23 protein-coding genes are annotated in these 20,525 nt (G+C 69.5%); 10 read left to right on the forward strand and 13 right to left on the reverse strand.

What is annotated here, in order from left to right; genetic code table 11:
* Positions 1-33: 33 nt before the first annotated feature.
* The 5 genes from ON38_RS31970 (at position 34) to ON38_RS36550 (ending at position 4,310) form a co-directional block, all read left to right on the forward strand.
* Entirely contained in the window at positions 34-1,122 is a 1,089-nt protein-coding gene (locus tag ON38_RS31970) for an ABC transporter substrate-binding protein (protein WP_083873267.1), read from the forward strand.
* Positions 1,122-1,982, forward strand: coding sequence for an ABC transporter permease (locus ON38_RS31975; protein ID WP_083873268.1), 861 nt, complete (start codon positions 1,122-1,124; stop codon positions 1,980-1,982). Before ON38_RS31970 ends, ON38_RS31975 begins: the two co-directional genes overlap by 1 nt.
* Positions 1,958-2,704 (forward strand): ABC transporter ATP-binding protein, encoded by a 747-nt coding sequence (locus ON38_RS31980; protein WP_083873269.1) that lies wholly within the window; start codon positions 1,958-1,960, stop codon positions 2,702-2,704. The genes ON38_RS31975 and ON38_RS31980 overlap by 25 nt, the downstream gene beginning before the upstream one ends.
* On the forward strand, positions 2,701-4,047 hold the full coding sequence (locus ON38_RS31985; RefSeq protein ID WP_039828921.1) for an LLM class flavin-dependent oxidoreductase: 1,347 nt from the start codon (positions 2,701-2,703) through the stop codon (positions 4,045-4,047). Before ON38_RS31980 ends, ON38_RS31985 begins: the two co-directional genes overlap by 4 nt.
* Positions 4,048-4,166: 119 nt before the next feature.
* Positions 4,167-4,310 carry a hypothetical protein gene (locus ON38_RS36550; RefSeq protein ID WP_157182029.1) on the forward strand — a complete coding sequence of 48 codons (144 nt, stop codon included), beginning with the start codon at positions 4,167-4,169 and terminating at the stop codon, positions 4,308-4,310.
* 101 nt (positions 4,311-4,411) lie between these two features.
* On the opposite strand, the gene ON38_RS31990 is transcribed toward ON38_RS36550, so the two are convergent.
* The 3 genes from ON38_RS31990 to ON38_RS32000 form a co-directional block, all read right to left on the reverse strand.
* Positions 4,412-5,272: an SDR family NAD(P)-dependent oxidoreductase gene (locus ON38_RS31990; protein ID WP_039828923.1), complete on the reverse strand. Its 861-nt coding sequence runs from the start codon at positions 5,270-5,272 to the stop codon at positions 4,412-4,414.
* Between the two features lie 203 nt (positions 5,273-5,475).
* A complete protein-coding gene (locus tag ON38_RS31995) occupies positions 5,476-5,949 on the reverse strand; it encodes a GNAT family N-acetyltransferase (protein WP_245564472.1) in 474 nt (157 codons plus the stop codon).
* Positions 5,950-6,107: 158 nt separating this feature from the next.
* A complete protein-coding gene (locus ON38_RS32000) occupies positions 6,108-6,542 on the reverse strand; it encodes a MarR family winged helix-turn-helix transcriptional regulator (RefSeq protein ID WP_083873270.1) in 435 nt (144 codons plus the stop codon).
* Between the two features lie 91 nt (positions 6,543-6,633).
* On the opposite strand from ON38_RS32000, the gene ON38_RS32005 reads away from it, so the two are divergent.
* The gene (locus ON38_RS32005; RefSeq protein WP_039828927.1) at positions 6,634-7,356 is read left to right on the forward strand and encodes an SDR family oxidoreductase; all 723 of its coding nucleotides are present in this window, start codon (positions 6,634-6,636) and stop codon (positions 7,354-7,356) included.
* 104 nt (positions 7,357-7,460) lie between these two features.
* Here ON38_RS32005 and ON38_RS32010 read toward each other — a convergent pair whose 3' ends face one another.
* The 9 genes from ON38_RS32010 to ON38_RS32050 form a co-directional block, all read right to left on the reverse strand.
* Positions 7,461-8,594, reverse strand: coding sequence for an LLM class flavin-dependent oxidoreductase (locus tag ON38_RS32010; protein WP_039828928.1), 1,134 nt, complete (start codon positions 8,592-8,594; stop codon positions 7,461-7,463).
* A complete protein-coding gene (locus tag ON38_RS32015; protein WP_039828929.1) occupies positions 8,591-9,955 on the reverse strand; it encodes an NtaA/DmoA family FMN-dependent monooxygenase in 1,365 nt (454 codons plus the stop codon). Before ON38_RS32015 ends, ON38_RS32010 begins: the two co-directional genes overlap by 4 nt.
* Positions 9,933-11,045, reverse strand: coding sequence for an LLM class flavin-dependent oxidoreductase (locus tag ON38_RS32020; RefSeq protein WP_039828931.1), 1,113 nt, complete (start codon positions 11,043-11,045; stop codon positions 9,933-9,935). The genes ON38_RS32015 and ON38_RS32020 overlap by 23 nt, the downstream gene beginning before the upstream one ends.
* Positions 11,045-12,673, reverse strand: a complete 1,629-nt coding sequence (locus ON38_RS32025; protein WP_039829020.1) for a dipeptide ABC transporter ATP-binding protein — start codon at positions 12,671-12,673, stop codon at positions 11,045-11,047. Before ON38_RS32025 ends, ON38_RS32020 begins: the two co-directional genes overlap by 1 nt.
* Complete coding sequence (locus tag ON38_RS32030) at positions 12,670-12,882, reverse strand: hypothetical protein (protein ID WP_039828932.1); 213 nt, start codon at positions 12,880-12,882, stop codon at positions 12,670-12,672. The genes ON38_RS32025 and ON38_RS32030 overlap by 4 nt, the downstream gene beginning before the upstream one ends.
* Positions 12,879-13,658, reverse strand: coding sequence for an ABC transporter permease (locus ON38_RS32035; protein WP_039829022.1), 780 nt, complete (start codon positions 13,656-13,658; stop codon positions 12,879-12,881). Before ON38_RS32035 ends, ON38_RS32030 begins: the two co-directional genes overlap by 4 nt.
* A 70-nt stretch (positions 13,659-13,728) precedes the next feature.
* A complete protein-coding gene (locus ON38_RS32040; protein WP_039828933.1) occupies positions 13,729-14,697 on the reverse strand; it encodes an ABC transporter permease in 969 nt (322 codons plus the stop codon).
* The gene (locus tag ON38_RS32045; RefSeq protein WP_039828935.1) at positions 14,694-16,301 is read right to left on the reverse strand and encodes an ABC transporter substrate-binding protein; all 1,608 of its coding nucleotides are present in this window, start codon (positions 16,299-16,301) and stop codon (positions 14,694-14,696) included. Before ON38_RS32045 ends, ON38_RS32040 begins: the two co-directional genes overlap by 4 nt.
* A 164-nt stretch (positions 16,302-16,465) precedes the next feature.
* Entirely contained in the window at positions 16,466-16,636 is a 171-nt protein-coding gene (locus ON38_RS32050; protein ID WP_157182030.1) for a hypothetical protein, read from the reverse strand.
* 202 nt (positions 16,637-16,838) lie between these two features.
* Between ON38_RS32050 and ON38_RS32055 the strand changes: the two genes are divergently transcribed.
* Positions 16,839-17,258, forward strand: a complete 420-nt coding sequence (locus ON38_RS32055) for a hypothetical protein (RefSeq protein WP_051165548.1) — start codon at positions 16,839-16,841, stop codon at positions 17,256-17,258.
* Between the two features lie 50 nt (positions 17,259-17,308).
* On the forward strand, positions 17,309-17,935 hold the full coding sequence (locus ON38_RS32060; RefSeq protein WP_218000878.1) for a MerR family transcriptional regulator: 627 nt from the start codon (positions 17,309-17,311) through the stop codon (positions 17,933-17,935).
* Between the two features lie 371 nt (positions 17,936-18,306).
* Here ON38_RS32060 and ON38_RS32065 read toward each other — a convergent pair whose 3' ends face one another.
* Positions 18,307-19,344, reverse strand: a complete 1,038-nt coding sequence (locus ON38_RS32065) for a cupin domain-containing protein (protein WP_039828940.1) — start codon at positions 19,342-19,344, stop codon at positions 18,307-18,309.
* Positions 19,345-19,871: 527 nt separating this feature from the next.
* Between ON38_RS32065 and ON38_RS36730 the strand changes: the two genes are divergently transcribed.
* Both ON38_RS36730 and ON38_RS32070 read left to right on the forward strand, forming a co-directional pair.
* The gene (locus tag ON38_RS36730; protein WP_085995534.1) at positions 19,872-20,027 is read left to right on the forward strand and encodes a DUF6131 family protein; all 156 of its coding nucleotides are present in this window, start codon (positions 19,872-19,874) and stop codon (positions 20,025-20,027) included.
* 98 nt (positions 20,028-20,125) lie between these two features.
* A complete protein-coding gene (locus ON38_RS32070; protein WP_039828941.1) occupies positions 20,126-20,494 on the forward strand; it encodes a hypothetical protein in 369 nt (122 codons plus the stop codon).
* Positions 20,495-20,525 lie beyond the last annotated feature (31 nt).

Raw genomic sequence — 20,525 nt, forward strand, 5'->3', positions numbered from 1 at the left:
CCCTCGTGACCGCGGCGTTGTTTCAATGCCGCTATGCACCAGTCTCGTTCTCTTGCCGCGCGTTTCCGACTCCGGTCGGCCGCGATACTTCTCGCCGTCGCCGCTGCCGGGATGGCGCTGACCGGGTGCAACAGCAGTGACGGCCCCGGTGGCGCGGCGCTCGATACACCGCTGCCCACCGAGGTTCCACCCGGCACCACCCTGGTGGTCGCCGACCAGCAGGAGCGTTTCCAGACCGCGCTGCGCGCCTCCGGTGAACTGGAGAAATTGCCGTTCAAGGTGGAGTTCGCGAATTTCATCGGCGGCCCGGAGATTCTGGAGGCGTTCCGGGCGGGGGCTGCCGATGTGGCGCCGGTGGGCGACGTGCCGCCGATCCACGCCCTCGCCGCCGGCCAGGATGTACCGATCATCGCCGCCTATCAGACCGATCCGGCGGGGATCAAACTGGCGGTCGCACCAGGTGTCACGGCGACCCGGCTGGCCGACCTGAAGGGTAAGAAGATCGCCTACGCCGAGGGGACCGCCCAGCAGGCGGCGGTCTTGCGGGCGCTGGCCAAGGCCGGCCTGACCACCTCCGATGTCGAGCTGGTGCGGCTGCAGCTGGCCGATTTCAATGACGCGGTCCGCACCGGACAGGTCGATATCGCGCCGTTGAACGAGCCGCGGCTGACCCGGTTCCTGCGGACTCCCGGCGCGACCGTGATCGCCGATTCGGAAACGACCGGTATCTATTACGGCCTGGGCTATCTGTACTCCCGGCGGGAAGCGACCCAGGATCCGGCGAAATCCGCCGCGCTGCGCGCCCTCGTCGGCGCGTTCGTCCGGTCGTTCCACTGGACCAATACACACCAGGACGAATGGGCCCGGACCTACTACATCGAGAATCAGAAGCTCAGTGCCGACGATGCCGGCCGGATCGTCGATTCACTCGGGGAGTTCACCTTCCCGCATCTGGACCAGAAGCTGATCGACGCGCAGCAGGCCACCATCGATGTCATCGACTCGGCCGGTCAGTTGCCGCGCAAGGTCGAGGCCGCGGACGGTTTCGACACCCGATTCGACCAGGTGATCAGCGAGACCGTGCCCGCGGTGGGCGCACGATTCGAACGGGAGGCACAGTAGTGGCCACCTTGGACATCTCCGCGGGCGCACGGGCCGGGTCCGCCCCGCTCGCCTCGCCGGCCCGGTCCGCCCGGACGGGGCGCCGGGTCCGCCTCGGGCCCGGGCGGCCGATCCCGTTCGGTTTCGCCCTGGGGCCTGTCCTGCTGCTGGCCGCCTGGGTGATCGGTTCGCTGTCGGGCGCCCTCGATGCCGAGACTCTACCCGCGCCATGGGATGTGGCCCGGACCGCCGGTGATCTGATCGCCGAGGGCACTCTGCAATCCAATTTGCTCACCTCATTGCAGCGGGCCGCGATCGGTCTCGTGCTCGGGGTGTCGATCGGTGTGGTCCTCGCGCTGGTCTCCGGCCTGAGCCGGATCGGCGAGGCCCTGGTGGACGGCCCGGTGCAGATCAAACGCTCCATTCCGACCCTCGCGCTGATCCCGTTGTTCATCGTGTGGTTCGGGATCGGCGAGGAGATGAAGCTCGTCGTCATCACCGCCAGCGTGCTGGTGCCGGTGTACATCAACACGCATGCCTCCCTGCGCGGTGTCGACGCACGCTACGTGGAGCTGGCGCAGACGGTCGGCCTGTCCCGGTGGGGTTTCATCCGCCGGGTCGCGCTGCCCGGTTCCCTGCCGGGTTTCTTCACCGGGCTGCGGCTCGCGGTCACCATCTCGTGGCTGGCCCTGGTGGTGGTGGAGCAGGTGAACGCCACCAGCGGTATCGGCTACCTGATGACCCAGGCACGCACCTACGGGCAGATCGATGTGATCGTGGTCGGACTGGTGATCTACGGCCTGCTGGGCCTGTTCGGTGACCTGGCCGTCCGCGCGCTGGAGAGGAGGGCGCTGGCATGGCGACAGACACTGTCGGACTGACCGTCCGGGTGCGCGCGCTGCGGCGCGGTTTCGGCGACCGGATCGTACTGCGCGGAGTGGATCTGGATATCGCGCGAGGCGAGTTCGTGGCGCTGCTGGGCCGTAGTGGTTCCGGTAAGAGCACCCTGCTGCGCGCACTCGGCGAACTGGACCACGATGTCGCCGGCGACGGGGAACTCACGGTCCCCCGGGAGCGATCGGTGGTGTTCCAGGATTCCCGGTTGCTGCCGTGGATCAGGGTGCTCGACAATGTCACGCTCGGCCTGAGCGGTCCGGGCGCCGCGCAGCGCGGCCGGGACGCACTGGCGGAGGTCGGTCTGGCCGGCCGGGAGAAGGCGTGGCCCCGCGAACTGTCCGGCGGTGAACAGCAGCGGGTGGCGCTGGCCCGGTCCCTGGTCCGCGAACCGGCCCTGCTGCTCGCCGACGAACCGTTCGGCGCGCTGGACGCGCTCACCCGGATCCGGATGCACGGACTGCTACAGGATCTCTGCGCCCGGCACCGCCCGGCGGTGCTACTGGTCACGCACGATGTGGACGAGGCGGTGCTGCTCGCCGATCGAGTGCTCGTCCTCGACGAGGGCCGCATCGCCGTCGACCTGTCCATCGAGCAGGCCCGCCCGCGCCGGCACGGTGATCCCGCCGTCGCGCACTACCGCGAACGACTTCTGGCCGCGCTCGGTGTCTCCACCGAACCCACTCAGTACGAGGACGATGCACGATGACCGAACCACGCCGGCTGAGTCTCAACGCGTTCATCTACCCCGCCGGGCACCACGAGGCGGCCTGGCGCCATCCGGCCAGCCGCCCCGACCGGATCTACGATGTCCGCTACTACCAGGAGATCGCCCGGACCGCCGAGGCCGCGACCTTCGACGCGGTGTTCTTCGCCGACGGCCCGGCGCTGCGCACCAATGTGGCCTACAACGCCGCGCCCGGCCTGGAACCCATCACGCTGCTGACCGCGATCGCCGCGGCGACCACGCATCTGGGTCTGATCGCCACGGCGTCCACCACCTACTACGAGCCCTACAATCTGGCCCGGCTGTTCTCCTCGCTGGACCATATCTCCGGCGGCCGGGCGGGCTGGAATATCGTCACCACCGGCACCGATCTGGCCGCGGCCAATTTCGGGCTGGACCGCCATCCCGATCACACCGAGCGCTACGCGCGGGCCCGGGAATTCGTCGACGCCGTCACCGCACTGTGGGACAGCTGGGAGGACGACGCGATCCTGCTGGATCGGGCCGGCGGCCGGTACGCGGACCCGGACAAGATCCATCCCATCGATTTCGCCGGCGAACACCTACGGGTCCGCGGGCCGTTCAACTCGGCCCGCACGCCCCAGGGATATCCGGTCCTCGTGCAGGCGGGAGCGTCCAACGACGGTCGTGCCTTCGCCGGGCGGTACGCCGAGGCGATCTTCACCGCGCATCAGCGGCTCGGCGACGCGCAGGCGTTCTACCGGGACATCAAGCAACGGGCGGCCGATTTCGGCCGCGAACCCGACCACGTGAAGATCCTGCCCGGGATCAGCCCGTTCATCGCGGGCACCGAGTCGGAGGCCGAACAGCTGGAACGGGAATTCAACGAGCTCACCGTGCCCGAGTACGGCATAAAGCAGCTGGAATCGCTGGCCCACGAATCACTGCGGCATCTCGAACTCGACGAACCGGTACCGGTCGAATTGTTCGCCGACGCCGGCGATGTCACCGACAATTCGGCGAGCCGGCGGCAGGTGGTGGCCGGGATCGTGCAGCGGGAACGGCCGACCCTGCGCAGGCTGCTGCACCGGCTGGCGGGTGCGCGCGGGCACCGGGTCTTCGCGGGCACCCCGGAGCAGGTGGCCGACACCATCGAGGAGTGGTTCCGCTCCGGCGCCGCGGACGGTTTCAATGTGATGCCGCCCTACTACCCCGGCGGCCTGGAAATCTTCGCCGAAACAGTGGTCCCGATCCTGCGGCAGCGCGGGCTGTTCCGGACCGAGTACAGCGGCACCACCCTGCGCGACCATTTCGGACTGCCCAAACCGGCGAGCCGTTACGCGCGGCAACCGGTGGCCGGGTAGCGGCGCCGGCTGTAGTTGCCCCGTGCGGTCGCCGACGTCTGGAACGATCCGTCACTGGTGACACCGACTCGGCGGCGGCACACCTGAAAGTTTCCGCGGCACGGGAGCGACCCCCTGGGTTGCTGCCCGACCGCGTAGGAGTCATCGCCGAGACCGATCCGGCGACCACGGCCTACAACACCTATCTCGCCGCCTTGAACGACCACGAACTGCAACAACAGCTGCGCGTTGCCGGACTCGACCGTCCCCGGAAAGGCCCGTGAAGAGCCTCCTCCAGAACGCGCGGGGCCGTTGCTTTCCGGCTCGGCGGCCGACCGGCACTGCCGGGGTCCGCGGTGATGAGCGAATTGTGTTGGTAGCGCGATCAGTCGATGACCGCGTCGGAGAACACCGGAGGGTCACCGAGGAACGGGCGGTGCGACGGTGGGCGCTGTCCCCGCGTGTCCTCGACGCCGAGTTCCCGCGCGATCTCCGCACCGATGAGTACCCGACCGGTACGGTTCATCAATTCCGGATCGCGCGCGAGGGCGTCGATGACGCGGCCGGTGAACTCCGGCGACTCGGCGGTCGCGGCGAGCCCGTCGTATGCGCCCGGATTCGCGGTGAATCCGGCGAGCGTACGTTCGGTCATGAGCAGACCCATCCAGATCGAGACCACCGCTACATTCCACGGACGGAAATCGACGGCCATATCGTGCGCCATCTTGTCCACCGCCGCCTTGCCCGCACCGTAGGCGGGCCCGTGCATGTAGCAGGTGCCGCCGAACGACGAAGTGTTCACGACCAGCCCCCCACCATCGGCCACCAGCAACGGTGCGGCGTAGTAGCTCGCGACGTAGCTCGAGCGCATACCGACGTCCAACAGGTCGAGCAGCGTCAGCGGCTTCTCCCAGAACGGCCCCTTGTCGGTCAGGCCGTCGGGCACCGCCAAGGCGTTGTTGACCAGGATGTCGAGGCGGCCGTGTTCGTCACGAAGGCCTTCGAAAAAGGTCTCTACCTGCGCATCGTCACCATGGTCGAGCACGACCGGCACGCCTTGGCCGCCGCGGCGGGTGATCTCCTCGGCGGTCGCGAACACTGTGCCCGGCAGCGGTGCGTCCCCTTCATTCCGCGTCCGCCCGGTGACGTAGACTTTTGCCCCGGTTTCCCCCAGGGCCAGAGCGATTCCCTTGCCCGCGCCGCGACTGGCACCGGTGACCACCACGATTCGTTCCGGACCCACCATCGACTCCCTCCACTGCCCGAACGATCACACAGCGCATCGTGTGACATGTTCCACTACTGAACCGGACCGGCCAGGAGTCCTTCAGGGTCCTTCCCGGTAGCCGGGAAGGTGACGGCCGGCACCGGCGCTGCTCCGGGTGCACGGCGATAACTCCTCGAGTCGCTGTCCAGGATTCGCCGGGCCCGTCGAGAGGGGAAGCGACGTCAGGCGGTGAGTTCGAGGGTGATGGCGGTAAAACCCGTTTCCGCTTCGGGGTGACGGTCTATTTCGCGGAAACCCAGGCGGGCGTAGAAGGCGCGAGCTGCGGTGTTGAGTTCGAAAACGTCGAGGGTCACTGTGCCGTGCAGACGGAGAGCGTGCGCGACCAGCTGCCGTCCGATGCCCGATTTCTGCGCCGCCGGGTCGACGAACAGGCCGCCGATCTCGGCACCGAGCAGTCCCAACAGCCCGACCACGTCACCGGTGGGGGTCTCGGCGACCCAGTTGTCGGCTTGGACGAGGTAGATCTCCCGAAGCTTGCGCTCGCGCGTCCCGGCACCTTCGTCCGGGATGAATGGATAGGCGATGCGGGCGGCGCGGCTCCAGAGCCCGACCACAGCCTCCTCGTCCTCGGGGCGGTAGGGACGGATACTCGGCGCGGCCGGTTCGGACAGGCGGGGAGCGGCAGGAGTAGTCACAGTGAACAACCTTCGCGGCAGAAAGCGTTCTATACAAATGCTTTTGCCGGACCGGTGACAGCGAAGGTCACTCAGGTTCTACACATTCCCGGGCCGGTCGCCGGCGCGGCTCGAGCTTCGGAACCGCTCACGGCACCCGGCCACGACCGCCCGGGCGACTACACCTGGCGCGATCCGCCGCGGTCGGCCAGGGCGGTGACCAGATCGGTTGCGGCGGTGGCGAGTTCGATCCGCGCGACATGCGGGAGGGTGGCGGCGAGTTTTCCGGCGATGGCCGCCTGGATATCCGCGCCGATCGCCACGCCCGCGGCGGTCGGCGCCACGCGGCTGATCCGGCGGTCGGCCGGATCCGGTTGCCGCGCCACGTAACCGCGGCGTTCCAGCCGGTCCACCATGCCGGTGATATTGGTCTTGTCGCAGCCGAGGGCCGCGGCGAGTTCGCCGAACGTCGGGTGCTGGGCCTGGACCAGGCAGAGCAGGGCGATCTGCTGTGCGGTGAGCCCGAATTCGCGGGCTATCGCCCCGTAGAACGCGTTGACCTCACGATAGAGCCCGCCGAGGGCGGCAACCAGGTCGTGATCGTTCACTGCCACGTCCAGCAGTTTAGATGATCAACAGTTGACGCGGCACGATAGTTAGTCGAGCATATCGACTATCCATATCCAATACTTTTGGAGGCGAATCGTGCTCGTCGCAGTGGTCACCGGAGGTTCCCGGGGTATCGGCCGGGCAATAGCCCAGCGGCTCGGTGGTACCGGCACCGCGGTCGTGGTCAACTATCGAACCGACGATGCGGCCGCCGCGGAGGTGGTCACCGCGATCGAAACCGGCGGGGGCCGTGCGTTGTCCGTCCGGTCGGATGTCGCCGATTCCGGACAGGTCCGCACCCTGTTCGACACCGCCGAGCAGACATTCGGCGGAATCGATATCGTGGTGAGCAACGCCGGCATCGCCCGCTTCGCCCCCCTCGCCGAGGCCACCGACGAGGATTTCGATCAGCAGTTCGCGATCAATACGAAAGCCACCTTCTACGTCTTGCGCGAGGCCGCGAACCGGTTGCGCGACGGCGGACGGGTTGTACTGGTGTCCTCCGGCGCGACCCTCACCCACCGGCCCGGCTCCGGGCTCTACGCGGCCGGCAAAGCCGCCTCCGAACAGTTGGTGCGGGTACTCGCCCGGGAACTCGCCCCCCGCGCGATCACGGTCAACAGCGTGCTCCCCGGCGCCGTTCGCACCGACGCGCTGGCCGCCGCGGGGGTCGGGCAGCTCGACCGGATCGCCGCGTCCATCCCGCTGGGCAGGGTCGGCGAACCCACCGATATCGCCGATATCGTGGCCTTCCTCGTCTCCCAGGAGGCCCGGTGGATCACCGGCGCGTCGATACCCGCCTCGGGCGGCGCGTTCTGACCGGTGCTTCTTGCCGTTCAGAGACTCCCGGATCTCCTACCGGGCCGGTCCGTTGTCTTTCCGCCGACGGCCGGGTGAGTTCTCCGGCTCGCTCGCCGGCACTGCTACGCGGCGCGAGCGCGGCTCAGGCCCCACTCCTCGGCCAGGAGGCGGTGGGAGGTCAGACGATCCTCGTGCCGGTGGGTGACGCTGGTGACGACCAGTTCGTCGGCGTCGGTGAGATCGCGTAGCGCGGACAGGCGGGCGGCGACCGAGGCGGGGGCTCCGACGAATTGGGTCTTCACCCGATCGTCGACCAGCCGCCGCTGGTCGTCGCTCAGCGGCGGCGCGGAGGCGGGGTCGAGGTATTCCGCGGCGCCCGCGCCACTGCGGATACTGGCCACCCAATGCCCGTAGGTGGAGGCCAGGTGCCGGGCGGTGGACTCCTGCGCGGCCACGACGACATCGGCCGAAACCACAAGGTACGGTTCGGGATAGCGCGGCGAGGGACGGAACGCCTTCCGGTAGGCCTCGACGGTTTCCAGCACGGTTCCCGGGGAGACGTGGTAGTTCGCCACGAACGGCAGTCCCAGCGCACCGGCCAGCTGCGCGCTCTCGCCGCCGCTGCTGCCGAACAACCAGAGTTCGACCCCGGCGCCCTCGCCGGGTACGGCGTGCAGGTCGACGCCGTCCGCGGTCGAATAGGTGCCGGCGAGCAAGGCGCGGATCTCCTCGACCTGCCGGGTGTAGTCGAGCGGTTCGGCGCCCGGTAGCCGCAGCGCGTCCAGCGAGGCCACCAGCCGGGTGGTGTCGCGTATCTGGTCGGGCGCGAACGGTGGTGGGAGCACCACTCCGTCGCGGACCTCGGTCGGGCGGTGCGGGCCGGGCGCGGCCGGGGCGGACGGGGACCGGAGCTGTCCGATCCGATGCGCCGACCGACCCAGCCCCAGATCGAGCCGGCCGGGGTGCAGGGCATCGATGGTGCCGAACGCTTCGACGATGGACGCCGAGGTCCGGTATCCGGCCTGGACCGCGGCCGAACCGACCCGGATGGTCTCGGTGGCACCGGCGATGAGGGCGATCAGTTCGATCGGCGCCGAGGAGGCGACCGCGACGAAGTGGTGTTCGGCCACCCAGAATCGCCGGTAACCCCATGCCTCGGCGTGCCGGGCGAGGTCGATGGTGTTGCGGATCGCCTGCCGGGCGGTGGATCCGGTGCTGATCGGCGACAGGTCCAGAACGGACAGGGGTACCGTCATGATGCGCGTACTTTCTCGTCGGCTCGATGGGGATGACGCAGGCCCAGATGATCGCGCAGGGTCGTCCCGGTGTACTCGGTGCGATAGGTGCCGCGGTCCTGCAGTTCCGGGATCACCGTGTCGACGAATTCGTCCAGCCCGGCGGGGGTGAGGTGAGGAACCAGGATGAATCCGTCGGCAGCGTCCTCTTGGACGTAGCGGTCGATTTCGGCGGCGACCTCCGCCGGTGATCCGACGAACTGCTGACGCGCGGTGACCTCGATGATCAGTTCGCGGATCGTCAGGTTCTCCGCCTCGGCCCGGGCCCGCCACTGCTCGGCGACGTCGCGCGGATCCCGGGCGTGACGCACCCGGCCCCGCGTGATGGTCACATCGTCGAGCGGTTCGATCTCGGGCAGGGGGCCGTCGGGATCATAGGCGGACAGGTCACGGCCCCAGACCTGTTCCAGGAAGGCGATGGCGGTCTGCGGGCCGACCTGCCGACTCCGGATGTGCCTCGCGCGTTCCTCGGCATCGGCCCGGTTGTCGCCGAGCACGAAGGTGGCCGCCGGCAGGATCAGCAGGTCGTCACGGTGGCGGCCGTACTTGGCGAGCCGGCCTTTCATATCGGTGTAGAACTGCTGTCCCGCTTCGAGTTCGCCGTGCCGGCTGAAGATCGCGTCCGCGGTGGCGGCGCCGAATTCCCGGCCCTCCTCGGAATCCCCGGCCTGCAACTGCACCGGATATCCCTGCGGGCTGCGCGGGAGTACGAATGTGCCTTCGATATCGAACTGACTGCTGCGGTAACGAAACTCGGGTATCGGTGTGGTGAATACGCCCTGTTCCCGGTCGACGACGAGCGCGTCGGTCGGCCAGCTGTCCCACAGCGTTCGGGTGGCAGCGACCACTTCCGCCGCCCGTGTGTACCGCTGGGAGTGTTCGAGGTATCCGCCGCGGCGGAAGTTCTCGCCGGTGAACGCGTCGGAGGAGGTGACCGCGTTCCAGGCGGCCCGCCCACCGGACAGGTGATCGAGGGTGGCGAACTGTTTCGCCAGCTCGAACGGTTCGTTGAAGGTGGTGTTGATGGTGCCCGCGAGGCCCAGCCGGTCGGTGACCCCGGCGAGGGCGTTGAGCACCGTGAAGGTATCGGGACGGCCGACCACATCCAGGTCGTGGATCCGGCCGCGGTGTTCGCGTAGCCGCAGCCCTTCGGCGAGGAAGAAGAAATCGAACAGTCCACGTTCGGCCGTCCGGGCCAGGTGGGCGAAGGATCCGAAGTCGATCTGGCTGCCGGATTCGGGATCGGTCCAGACGGTGGTGTTGTTGACGCCCGGGAAGTGGGCGGCGAGATGGATCTGCTTACCCGACGGCGTCTTCGGCATATCGGCCCCCTTCGGTCGCGTAGCGGTTGCGCGGACGCGGCAGGCCGAGCCTGCCGCGCAGGGTGGTGAGCGGAGCCGGGATCCGGCCCAGGAAGGCCGCCAGCGCCAGCGGCCGCAGCACGATCCCGTCCGCGGCGCATTCCCGGTGTATTTCCTCGGCCAGCTCCCGCAGCGTGTCCGTGGTCCCCACATGGCGAAGACCGTCCGGACCGGCGGTAGCGGTCCAGCTCTCCAGTTCGTCCACCTCCCGCGCGGCCTGCGCCGCGGTCGGCGCGAGATGGACCTCGAGATCGAGCAGTACCCGAACCTGCCGGGGATCGCGGCCGGCCGCGGCCACCGCGGACCGCAGGACCGACCTGCTCTCCGCGGCGGTGGCGGTATCCGGCGCGGTGATCCGGATGAGATCGGCGTACCGCACCGCCGTCCGGGTCGCGTGCGGACCGGAGGCCCGCACCGCGATCAGCGGCTGCCCCTGCGGTGGGCGCGGTGTGATCGACGGACCCTTCACCGAGAAGTTGTCCCCGGCGAAATCGATGTAGTGCAGTTTGTCGCGATCGATGAACCGGCCCGAGGAGCTGTCCCGGATCTCCGCGTCGTCCTCCCAGCTGTCCCACAGCCGGGTGACCACCTCGATCGCCTCACCGGCCTCGTGCCACAGCGAGTCCTCGGATTGCTCGGCTTTGCGGCCGAACAACCGGGCCTGCGCGGCGCCCGGCGAGACCGTCACCTCCCAGCCCGCACGGCCGAAGGTCGCGTAGTCGAGGCTCGCGATCGCCTTGGACAGATGGAAGGGTTCGGTATGGGTGACCGGGGCCTGCGGGATCACGCCGAGCCGCGTGGTCGTCGTCGCGATCCGGGCGGCGATACCGACCGCTTCGAGGCGGCCGCGCGCGCCGGCGGATTGCAGGGCGAAGGAATCCGGCAGGAAGACCAGATCCAGGCCCGCCCGATCCAGGGCGGCCGCCGCGTCGACCCAGTACCCGGCGGTGAAGAGGTCTTCGGCCCGCGAGTCCGCGCGCCGCCAGGAGGCGGGATGCACTCCGGTACCGGCCACTTCGACGGCGAACAGCAGGGGTGGCACCTGTGTCATCAGGCGGTCCTTTCTCTCGGCCGGTAGCGGCGCGCGGCCCCCGGCACCGCCAGCAACAGTTCCCGGGTGAACTCGTGCCGCGGCGCTTCGAAGATCTCCGCGGTCCGGCCCGTCTCCACGATGCGCCCCGCCCGCATGACCGCGACCCGGTCGCTCATCCCGCGGACCACCGCGAGATCGTGGGAGACGAACAGATAGCTCAGCGACAGTTCGGCCTGCAGAGCGTCGAGCAGCGTCAGGATCTGCTCCTGCACCGAGACATCCAGCGCGGACACCGGTTCGTCGAGGATCACCAGGTCCGGGCGCAGGGCCAGCGCGCGGGCGATGGCCACCCGCTGGCGCTGGCCGCCCGACAGTTCGCCCGGGCGCCGGCCGGCGGCCGAGTCCGGGAGCGCGACCTGGTCGAGGAGTTCGGCGACCCGGGCGGCGCGGGCCGCCCGATCGCCGATCCCGAAGGCCCGCAGCGGTTCGGCGACGATGGCGCCGACGGTCAGTTTCGGGTTCAGCGAGGCGTACGGGTTCTGGTAGACGATCTGGACGCGCCGCCGCCATTCCCGCAGCCGGGCCCCGCGTAGCCCGCTGATATCGGTGCCGTCGAATTCCACGGTGCCGCGGTCGGGCTTCTCCAGCCGGGCGATGATCCGCGCGGTCGTCGACTTCCCGGAGCCGGATTCCCCCACGATCGCCAGGGTTTCGCCGCGGTCGACGGTCAGCGACACATCGGCGACGGCCGGGAGTGTGGCGCCCCGGCCCACTCGGAAGGTCTTGTGCAGGCCGCGGGCCGACAACAGCGGGGCGGCGGCGGGGGTACGGTCGGGTCGGCGCGGCCGGCCCGTTCCCGAGGCGGCGGCCAGCAGCCGTCGGGTGTACTCGTGCCGCGGCTCGGTGAACACTTCGGCGGCGGTACCGGATTCCACGATCCGGCCGTGCCGCATCACCACGATCCGGTCGGCGCGGTCGGCGGCGACCCCGAGGTCGTGGGTGATCAGCAGGACCGCGGTACCCGATTCGGCGGTGCGCCCGGCCAGATGGTCGAGGATCCGCCGCTGCACGGTGACATCGAGCGCGCTGGTCGGTTCGTCGGCGACGACCAGGCCCGGGCCACAGGCCAGGGCGATCCCGATCAGGACCCGCTGGCGCTGCCCGCCCGACAGATCCCGCGGGAACTGGCGGGCCCGCAGCGCGGGACGGTCGATCCCGGCCTCGGCCAGAATCCGGACGGCCTCGGTGTGCGCGGTGCGCCGGTCCGCGCGGCCGTGGATCCGCAGTGTTTCGGCAACCTGGTCGCCGATGCGCAGGACCGGATTCAGCGATACCGCGGGATCCTGCGGGACGAACCCGATCCGGGCGCCGCGGATCCGCCGCCATCCGCGGGCCGGTAGCCGGTCGAGCCGTTCTCCGGCGAAGGTCACGCTGCCCGCGGTGATCGCGCCCGCACCGCTCAACAGCCCGATCACCGCATGGGCCAGGCTGGACTTGCCCGAACCGGACTCGCCGACCACGGCGACCGTCTCCCCGGTGCCGATCGTGAGGGATATTCCGTCGACCGCGGTGGTCGACGCCGCGGCGGTGCGGTACTCGACCACCAGATCCTCGACCTGTAGCAGCGGGTCCCCGGTCACGCTCACAGCGACCACCCGGTCAGGAACAGTCGCGGCTGCTGTTCGGCCAGCCCGGCCTGGAAGCGCCAGCCGGCGCGCAGGAATCCGCGGATCCGGCGCGCCGCGGCCACCAGCGGATCACCGGCTTCCGGTCCGACGGGTGCCGCTGCGCGGCCGGCCCATACCCGGGCGGGGTGGTGTCCGGCCCGTACACGGGCGACTTCCTGAGGCGTCACCGTAGTCCCTCCTGGGCGAAGGCCCGGCCCAGGCGCTGCGTGGCGAGTACCACCGCGACGATGACCAGACCGGGTAGCGTGGTCAGCCACCAGGCGGTGGCGAGATAGTTGCGTCCCTCCGAGATCAGCGATCCCCATTCCGGAGTCGGCGGCGCGGCACCGTAGCCGAGGAAACTCAGCGACGAGACCGCCAGCACCGCGAGACCGAACTCGACGGCGGCCAGCGCGGCGACCGGCGCGTAGGAGTTGCGCAGGACGTGCCGGAAGAGCACCCCGTACCAGCGCACCCCGCAGGCGCGGGCGGCCTCCACGTACGGCGCCTGCCGCACGCGCAGCACCTCGGCGCGCATCACCCGGGCGAACCGCGCGATGAGCGCGACGCCGACGGCGAGCGCGACATTGCCGGTGCCGAAACCGAGCACCGTCACCAGGGCCAGTGAGACCAGCAACTCCGGAATCGACAGCAGCACATCCACACAGCGCATGACGACGCTGTCCAGCGTTCCGCCCACCACGCCCGATACCACTCCGAGCAGCGACCCGGCCACCAGCCCGATCGCCACGGCGAGTACGGTCGCGGTCAGCGACAGCGCGGCCGCGTGCACGACCCGGGTGTAGAGGTCGCGGCCCAGGTTGTCGGTGCCGAACCAGTGCTGCGGGCTCGGCGCCCGGAACTTCTCGCTCGGTACCCCGGTCAGTGGGTCGCCCCGGGTGAACAACGCGGGTAACGTCGCCCAACCGAGTACCAGGATCAGCACCGCGCCGGCGATCACCACACCGGCCGCGGTGGGCCCGCGGCGCGTCGACCGTACGTTCTCGCGTCGCGGTGCGACGAGTTCGCGAACCTCAGGCACGGACCGTCTCCTTCCCGCGGGACCCGTCCACCACCCGCGCGTCCAGCAGCGGGTACACCAGATCCACCAGCAGGTTCACCAGCACGTACACTGCCGCGCTGAACACCACGATGCCCTGCACCACCGGAATGTCCTGGTTGAGCACCGCGGTCTGGGTCAACCGGCCGACTCCGGCGCGCGCGAAGACGGTCTCCACGATCACCGATCCGGCGAGCACCGTGCCGACCCAGACTCCCGCGATGGTGAGCGCCGGCCCGACCGCCGCGCGCAGCACGTGCCGCCGCTGCACCCAGGCGCGGGACGCGCCCTTCGCGAAGGCGACCGCCACGAACGACTGGTTCCAGGTGGCGATCAGGTTGCTGTAGAGCACCTGCGCGATCACCGCACCCACCGGCACGGCCAGGGTGACGGCCGGCAGGATCGTCCCGCTGAACCCGGTGCCCCCGAACGCGGGTACCAGACGCAACTGGAACGAGAAGAGGTGCAGCAGGATCAGGCCGATCCAGAAGGTGGGCATGGCCGCGCCGACCGGCGGCAGCGCGGTCAACAGGCCGCGCAACCAGGTGCGTTCGGTGTAGGCCGCGGCCAGCGCCAGGGCGGCGCCGAACACCACGGCGAGCATCAGTGTCGTACCGGCCAGCGCCAGCGTGGAGGGCAGCGCCTCCCCGATGGCCGCGACGACGGTCTGGCCGGTGCTCAGCGAATGTCCGAGGTCACCGCGCACCGCGTGGACCACCGCCGTCCCGTACTGCTCCCACGCCGGCTTGTCCAGTCCGTAGCGCGCCTGCAGTTCGGCGACCGCGGCGGCGTCGACCGGGGTCCCGGGACTGGCGTCCACGGCGAGCTGTACCGGATCGGCGGGCAGTAGGTACAGCACCGCGAAGGAGACGGTGAACGCCGCCCACAGTACGCCGGCCGCCTGGAGCACACGCAGCAGCACATACCGGGCCGGCGTGGTCATCGGCCGCTCAGCCAGGTGTCGTGGAACTGCAGCCGCGCCGACGCCTCGAAGGTCAGGTCCTGCACCGTGTTCGCGACACCGATCGCCTGGGAGAGCTCGATGGTCGGGATCCACAATCCTTCGTCGAGCAGCAGTCGCTGCGCCTGTTGGATCAGCTGGAGCCGTTGCGCGCTGTCGACGGTGGCCAGCTGGCCGGACAGGGCGGTGTCGAGGGCCGGGATCGCGCCGCGGTCGTTCAGGTTCCGCGCATCCAGACCGAAATTCGTCCGCAGGATATCGCCGTCGGCGCGGGTCACGTTGTAGTAGAGGGTGTCGAAATTCTTGGTGTTCTGCCGCACGGTGTAGTCGGCGTTGGAGGCCGGTTCCAGCCGCAGCTCCACACCCGCCACCCGCAGTTGCTGCTGCAGGAGTTCCAGAATGGCCTGGTTACCGGCGAATGCCGCGCTGAACAGCACCCCGAACGACAATCGCTCGCCGTTCTTGGCGCGGATACCGTCATCGCCCGGCACCCAGCCCGCCGCGTCCAGCGCCCGTTTCGCCGCGTCGGTATCGAAGCCGAGGCCTCCGCTCAGATCGATATAGCCGGGCGTCGTATGGGCGAGTGGACTGGTCGCCGGCCGGAACTGCGGACCCAGCACCGTATCGACGAGTTCCTGCCGGTTGATCGCGGGCAGCAGCGCGGTGCGCACCGCGCGGTCGCGCAGCGGGCCCCGCGTCACATTGGGTTGCAGGCCGAAGGTGATCCCCGGGTTGGATGCGGTGGCCACCCGGCCACCCGCGGCTTCGATCTGCGGTGCGTCCTGGGGCAGGGCATCGCTGGTCGCGTCCAGCTGACCGGACACCAGACTGCCGGTGCGTACTCCGGACTCCGGGACGACCGTGAATTCGATCCGGTCCAGATACGCCTCACCCTGATGCGCGAACACCGCCGAACCCCACCGGTATCCGGCGCGTTTGGCCAGCGTCACCGAATCGCCCTGGCGGTACTCGGCGTAGGTGAACGGACCGCTGCCGATGGTTTCGCCGAGGCAGCGCTGTTCGGCCTGCTTCGCGGTGGTGGCCGCCGCGAGGATGCCGAGCTGCGGGGTCGAGGTCGCCTGCAGGAACTGCGCATTCGGGGCGTTGAAGCGCACCCGCGCGGTATGCGGATCCACCACATCGGTGCCGGTGTACCCGGCGAGGTAGGTGGCTGCCAGTGGCGCTTTGGCACCGCCCAGGACGTGCACGATGGAATCGAGCGTGGCACGAACGGATTCCGCGGTCAGCGCGGTGCCGTCGCTGAAGGTCACGCCGTCGCGCAGATGGAAGGTGAAGGTCCGCGCGTCCGCGCCCACCTCCCAGCGCTCGGCCAGCCACGGCCGGATCTCACCGCTCGCCGGGTCCTGGTCGGTCAGCGAATCGGCGATCTGACGGGTGACGTAGATCGTCTGGTTGGTACCGCTCTGCGCCGGATCGGAGCAGGTCGGGGCCTGGGAGAGTCCGTACCGCAGGGTTCCGCCGGGCTGTGGCGGACCGCTGACACCGGTCTGGGCCACCCCGCCCCCGCACGCCGCGAGGGCGAACGTCGCAGCGAATACCCCGAACAGGGCCACGGGTCGTTTCATCGAGTTCTCCGGATCGCACCGCGCCGGGGACCGGCCGCGGCATCGTCGGGCCGGTGCCGCCGCACGGCGGACTCCCGGATGCTGGAAGAAGACGTTAGAGAGCGCCCGGCGTGGGGTCGCCGGTCTCGATCACTCTGAATCCAAACCTTCCGGGCCCGGCCCGGTCAGAAGTGGCCGGCCAGGGGTAGCGGTTCGCCGTTCACCCGCAGGTTCCCCAGCGCACGCGCCTTGTAGGCGGCGGGGTTGAGCGAGAACAGCGTGCGCAGGTGGCGCCCGTGGCCGACTCGGTGGTCACCGAAACCATCGTCAGCCGAACCGGATATCGGCAATTTCACCGAAGCCACGGTGCGCGACCTTGCGCGGGAAATCCTTACGCTCCGACTGCGCCGAAGAAGGTCCACACGTCTGGACAGGCACAAACGGATAGCGTAGCTTTTCATTATGGATACTTTCACTATCCATAATGGGCCGGATAGACCCGGCGGCCCACCGGATCTGCCGATCCCCCGGAATCGGCGAGTGGACAGGACGTTCCGCATGCACAAGCCACTTCTCACCGTCGCCGCGCTGTACCTCGCGGTGATCGGTCTCGCGCTCCTGCTCGTTCCCGCGCAGTTCGGCGTCGGCGCGGTACCCGAAGACGCCTCCCCCGAACTGATCTCGCTACTGCGCCTCCTGGGCGGACCCTTCCTCGGCATCGCCTTGCTCAACTGGAGGGCGCGCGGTCTCGCCCCCGCCACGATCCGCGACACCGTGCTCCTGGCCGATCTGACCGGATTCGGCGTGGTCGCCCTCAACGACGTCTGGGGGGTGCTCAGCGGCGAAGCGCGGGACGTGGCCGTTGTTTTCGGTATCGTCCACCTGGCTTTCGCCGCGGCATTCCTGTTCGCCTGGCGGCGCGCCCGGCCGGTACCCGCCGGAGCCGCGACCGGACCGGCGGGCCGGGCCACCGGCTGACATGATCGGACACCGGGACGACGCGAGAGAAGAGGCGGCAGCGGATGCGGATGGCGGAACTGAGCCGGGAGTCGGGCGTCGCGATCGCGACCATCAAGTACTACCAGCGCGAAGGCCTTCTGCCGTCCGGCGAACTGACCAGTCCCAACCAGGCCCGTTACGGCCCGGCGCATGTGCGGCGGCTCGCGCTCGTGCGGGCACTCACCGAGGTGGCCGGACTCTCGGTGGCGGCTGTCCGTGAAGTTCTCACCGCGATCGACGAACCCGGGAGTTCACTACACGACGTACTCGGTACCGCCCAGCCGGGCCTGCCGGCCGCGACTCCCGGAACCGTCGGCGAGGCGGACCGCGAATGGGCCGCGCGCCGGATCGAGGAGGTGGTCGCCGAGCGCGGCTGGCGGCCGCCGCCGGGGTCACCGCTGATCGAGACGCTGGCCGGGGTGCTGTGTACCTACCGGGCGGTCGGACACGAATGGCCGCTCGAGAACCTGTCCGTCTACGCCGAACACGCCGATCAGGTGGCCGCCGCCGATATCGAGGCCCTGGCCCGGCTGGGCTCGACCGAGAACATGGTCGAGGGCGCGGTGGTCGGCACCGTACTCGGCGACAGGCTGCTGGCCGCGCTGCGGCGGGTGGCCCATGCCGAAGCCTCGCGCAAACGCTTCCGCCGGACCTGAGGCGACCCCGGCCGCGGTCGGCGCGCTCGACGTAGGCCAGGAGCACAGGCATCCGGCGGGCCCCCGACGAGAAACGCCGCCAGGTGAACCACCCGGCGGCGTCGATCCGGGCGCCCGCAAGCGGCCCGGTTCGGGTGCCGACGTCCCACAAGCGCCTCTCGGCGAGTGGTCGCTCGTAGCGACAATGGGGTGAGGCCCGGGGCTGCCCGGACGCCGACAGCTGTTCCAACCGGTGGGTCGGCCGGACTATTCCGGCAGGCGGATGTGACCCGGCGGACAACCCCGCCGGGGAGAGGGACCCCGCGACAACGGGCGTGTGGGCCCATGCCGCGCCTCCGGCGGGTGACGCGCAGGTCCCGACGGCCGCCCGGTCAGGGGTCGAGCGGATTGTTCCGCGTCACGATCAGCGGGTCGGCCGGTGTGAAGGGCAGCTCGGGCAGTTCGTCCGGTGCGACACCGAAGGTGGCCGCCAGGACTTTGCGCGAATAGGCGCTCATGGACGCGCGGTAGCCGATATCGGCCGGTGTCGGCTGGTCGAAGAAGATCAGCAGGTGCACCCGGGGCGCCTCGACCACCTCGATATGGTGCGGATAGGCGCGCGGGACGAAGTACACCTCGCCCTCGTTCACCGTGTAGGTATCCAGGGTCCCGTCCGGGTCCATGATGGTCATCCGGGCCGAACCCTGGTGGACATATCCCATTTCGGCGGTCACCGGATGCCAGTGCGGTTCGCGCATACCGTCTTCACGTACCCGCAGCGAGTACATCGAGATATCGTGCAGCGCGGGCCAGAACTGCCGGCGGGCGGTGCGGGCGGAGCCGACCGGGGAATCGACCGGCGCGGGCATCGCCTCGACGGCGAAGTGGTGCGGGTCACCGAAGTGGGCTCCGGGAGGAATCTCCGGCTCGCCGTCACGCCGTGCCACCAGGCGCGCGGTCGTATCGCGGCGGATATCGGAGAAGGCGGCCGCGGGCAGATCGTAGGTGTTGCCGAGTACGGCGTCGGTCATCGCGCCGACGGCGGCGCTCAATCCGAAATCCTCGGGACGTTCGTGCCGGAAGGCCAGGACGAACTCGGCGTCGGTGTCGCCGATGTTCTCCACGTGGTGTAGCGCGCCGGAGTCGATATGGAACATTTCCCCCGCCGTGACGAGGAACGAGGAGAAGCGGCTTCCGTCGTCCAGCACCGAGACCAGCGCGCGGCCGGCCGTGCAATAGGTGAGCTCGGTGGCATTGGCATGCCAGTGCGGTTCGCGGAAGGCTCCGGGGGCCAGCGTGAGGCGTTTGATCGAGAGCCCCGAGAGGATCGGGAAATTGTCGGCGGTGAGTCTGGTGAGCGTGCCGAGTTCACTGCGATAGATCTCCTCGCCCTGCCACAACGAGGCGACGTGGACCGATGGACTGCGCATGGATCCCTCCTCGAGCGCCGATGGCCCCCTGATCGATCATGCGCTTCCGGCGGACCGCAGGCCGCCGGCACGCCGGTGCCGCGCCCACCCCGGCGAGTCGCCACGCCGGGGGCAGCGCGACGACGTTGACTTTGCCCAGGGCCAGGCGTGTACTGAAGACCTGAAACCTCGAGCTCGTTGCAGCTGGTGATGGGTGTGGTGAGCGATATGAACAGCGCGTATGCCGTGGTCGGCAAACCTCTGGCGCCCGCGTGTCCCACCCGCTCCGACGCATACATCCCGCGCGAACCCGAACGCTTCCGTCTCGCATCGGACCGGCCGGCATACGGTCGGCTCGGGCCTACGGCATCACGCTCCCGGACAGCCGCTCCCCTGGCCCGCGTGCCTCGGTGGCGGGCTATCGGTGCGGCTGCCGGCCCCGCGAGGCCGCCGGCGGAGCAGCGCACGCCGGCGCACTCGATACGGACCATCGGGGTACCCAGCGGCCTCTGGTCCCGCAATTCCCGATACCGAATCCAGGTCCTGTCGTGATCATTCTCGGAATCATTCTGTTGGTCATCGGATTCCTGTTCAATATCCAGATCCTGTGGATCATCGGAATCATCGTTCTCATCATCGGGCTGGTGCTCCTGGCACTCGGGTCGATGGGCCGCGCTGTCGGCGGGCGACGCCACTACTACTGACGCCGCCGGAAACGGTGCCGTGCGACCGTGCCCACCGACGGCCGACGGCCACTGTCGTCGATGCCATGGACGAATCACACGCGAGGTGAGGAACAGAAATGGCGACCAGCACAATTGTCGCGATCATCGTCATCGCGGTTGTCGCAGTCCTGATCGTTGCCGCACTGATCTGGACGGCCGCGAACAAACGCAGAGAACACCGCCGTATCGAGGCGGAGAACATGCGGGAGGAGGCGGCCGGGCGCGCCCACCGGGTGGGGCAGCGCGAAGCTCTCGCCGACGAGACGGCGGCCAAGGCCCGCGCGGCCGCGGCCGAGGCCGAGGCCCAGAAGGCCCGGGCGACCGGCCTTCAGCAACAGGCCGCCGCACATCGCGGTGAGGCGGCTGCTTCCCGCGACGAACTGGACCAGCAGTTCCAGCGTGCCGACGAGATCGACCCGGACCAGAAGAAGCGCGGAACCCCTTAGCAACGCGCGGTGCCGGTCCCGACAGACCCGG

The sequence above is a fragment of the Nocardia testacea NBRC 100365 genome, assembly GCF_000308775.1.
Lineage (GTDB): Bacteria > Actinomycetota > Actinomycetes > Mycobacteriales > Mycobacteriaceae > Nocardia > Nocardia testacea.

Coding starts and splice junctions, on each gene's coding strand:
- ON38_RS32015 (WP_039828929.1), bottom strand. CDS start 9,955: ATGCCGAAGACGCCGTCGGGTAAGCAGATCCATCTCGCCGCCCACTTC.
- ON38_RS32020 (WP_039828931.1), bottom strand. CDS start 11,045: ATGACACAGGTGCCACCCCTGCTGTTCGCCGTCGAAGTGGCCGGTACC.
- ON38_RS31985 (WP_039828921.1), top strand. CDS start 2,701: ATGACCGAACCACGCCGGCTGAGTCTCAACGCGTTCATCTACCCCGCC.
- ON38_RS32065 (WP_039828940.1), bottom strand. CDS start 19,344: ATGCGCAGTCCATCGGTCCACGTCGCCTCGTTGTGGCAGGGCGAGGAG.
- ON38_RS32010 (WP_039828928.1), bottom strand. CDS start 8,594: ATGACGGTACCCCTGTCCGTTCTGGACCTGTCGCCGATCAGCACCGGA.
- ON38_RS32055 (WP_051165548.1), top strand. CDS start 16,839: ATGCACAAGCCACTTCTCACCGTCGCCGCGCTGTACCTCGCGGTGATC.
- ON38_RS31980 (WP_083873269.1), top strand. CDS start 1,958: ATGGCGACAGACACTGTCGGACTGACCGTCCGGGTGCGCGCGCTGCGG.
- ON38_RS31990 (WP_039828923.1), bottom strand. CDS start 5,272: ATGGTGGGTCCGGAACGAATCGTGGTGGTCACCGGTGCCAGTCGCGGC.
- ON38_RS32060 (WP_218000878.1), top strand. CDS start 17,309: ATGGCGGAACTGAGCCGGGAGTCGGGCGTCGCGATCGCGACCATCAAG.
- ON38_RS31970 (WP_083873267.1), top strand. CDS start 34: ATGCACCAGTCTCGTTCTCTTGCCGCGCGTTTCCGACTCCGGTCGGCC.
- ON38_RS32045 (WP_039828935.1), bottom strand. CDS start 16,301: ATGAAACGACCCGTGGCCCTGTTCGGGGTATTCGCTGCGACGTTCGCC.
- ON38_RS32040 (WP_039828933.1), bottom strand. CDS start 14,697: ATGACCACGCCGGCCCGGTATGTGCTGCTGCGTGTGCTCCAGGCGGCC.
- ON38_RS32070 (WP_039828941.1), top strand. CDS start 20,126: ATGGCGACCAGCACAATTGTCGCGATCATCGTCATCGCGGTTGTCGCA.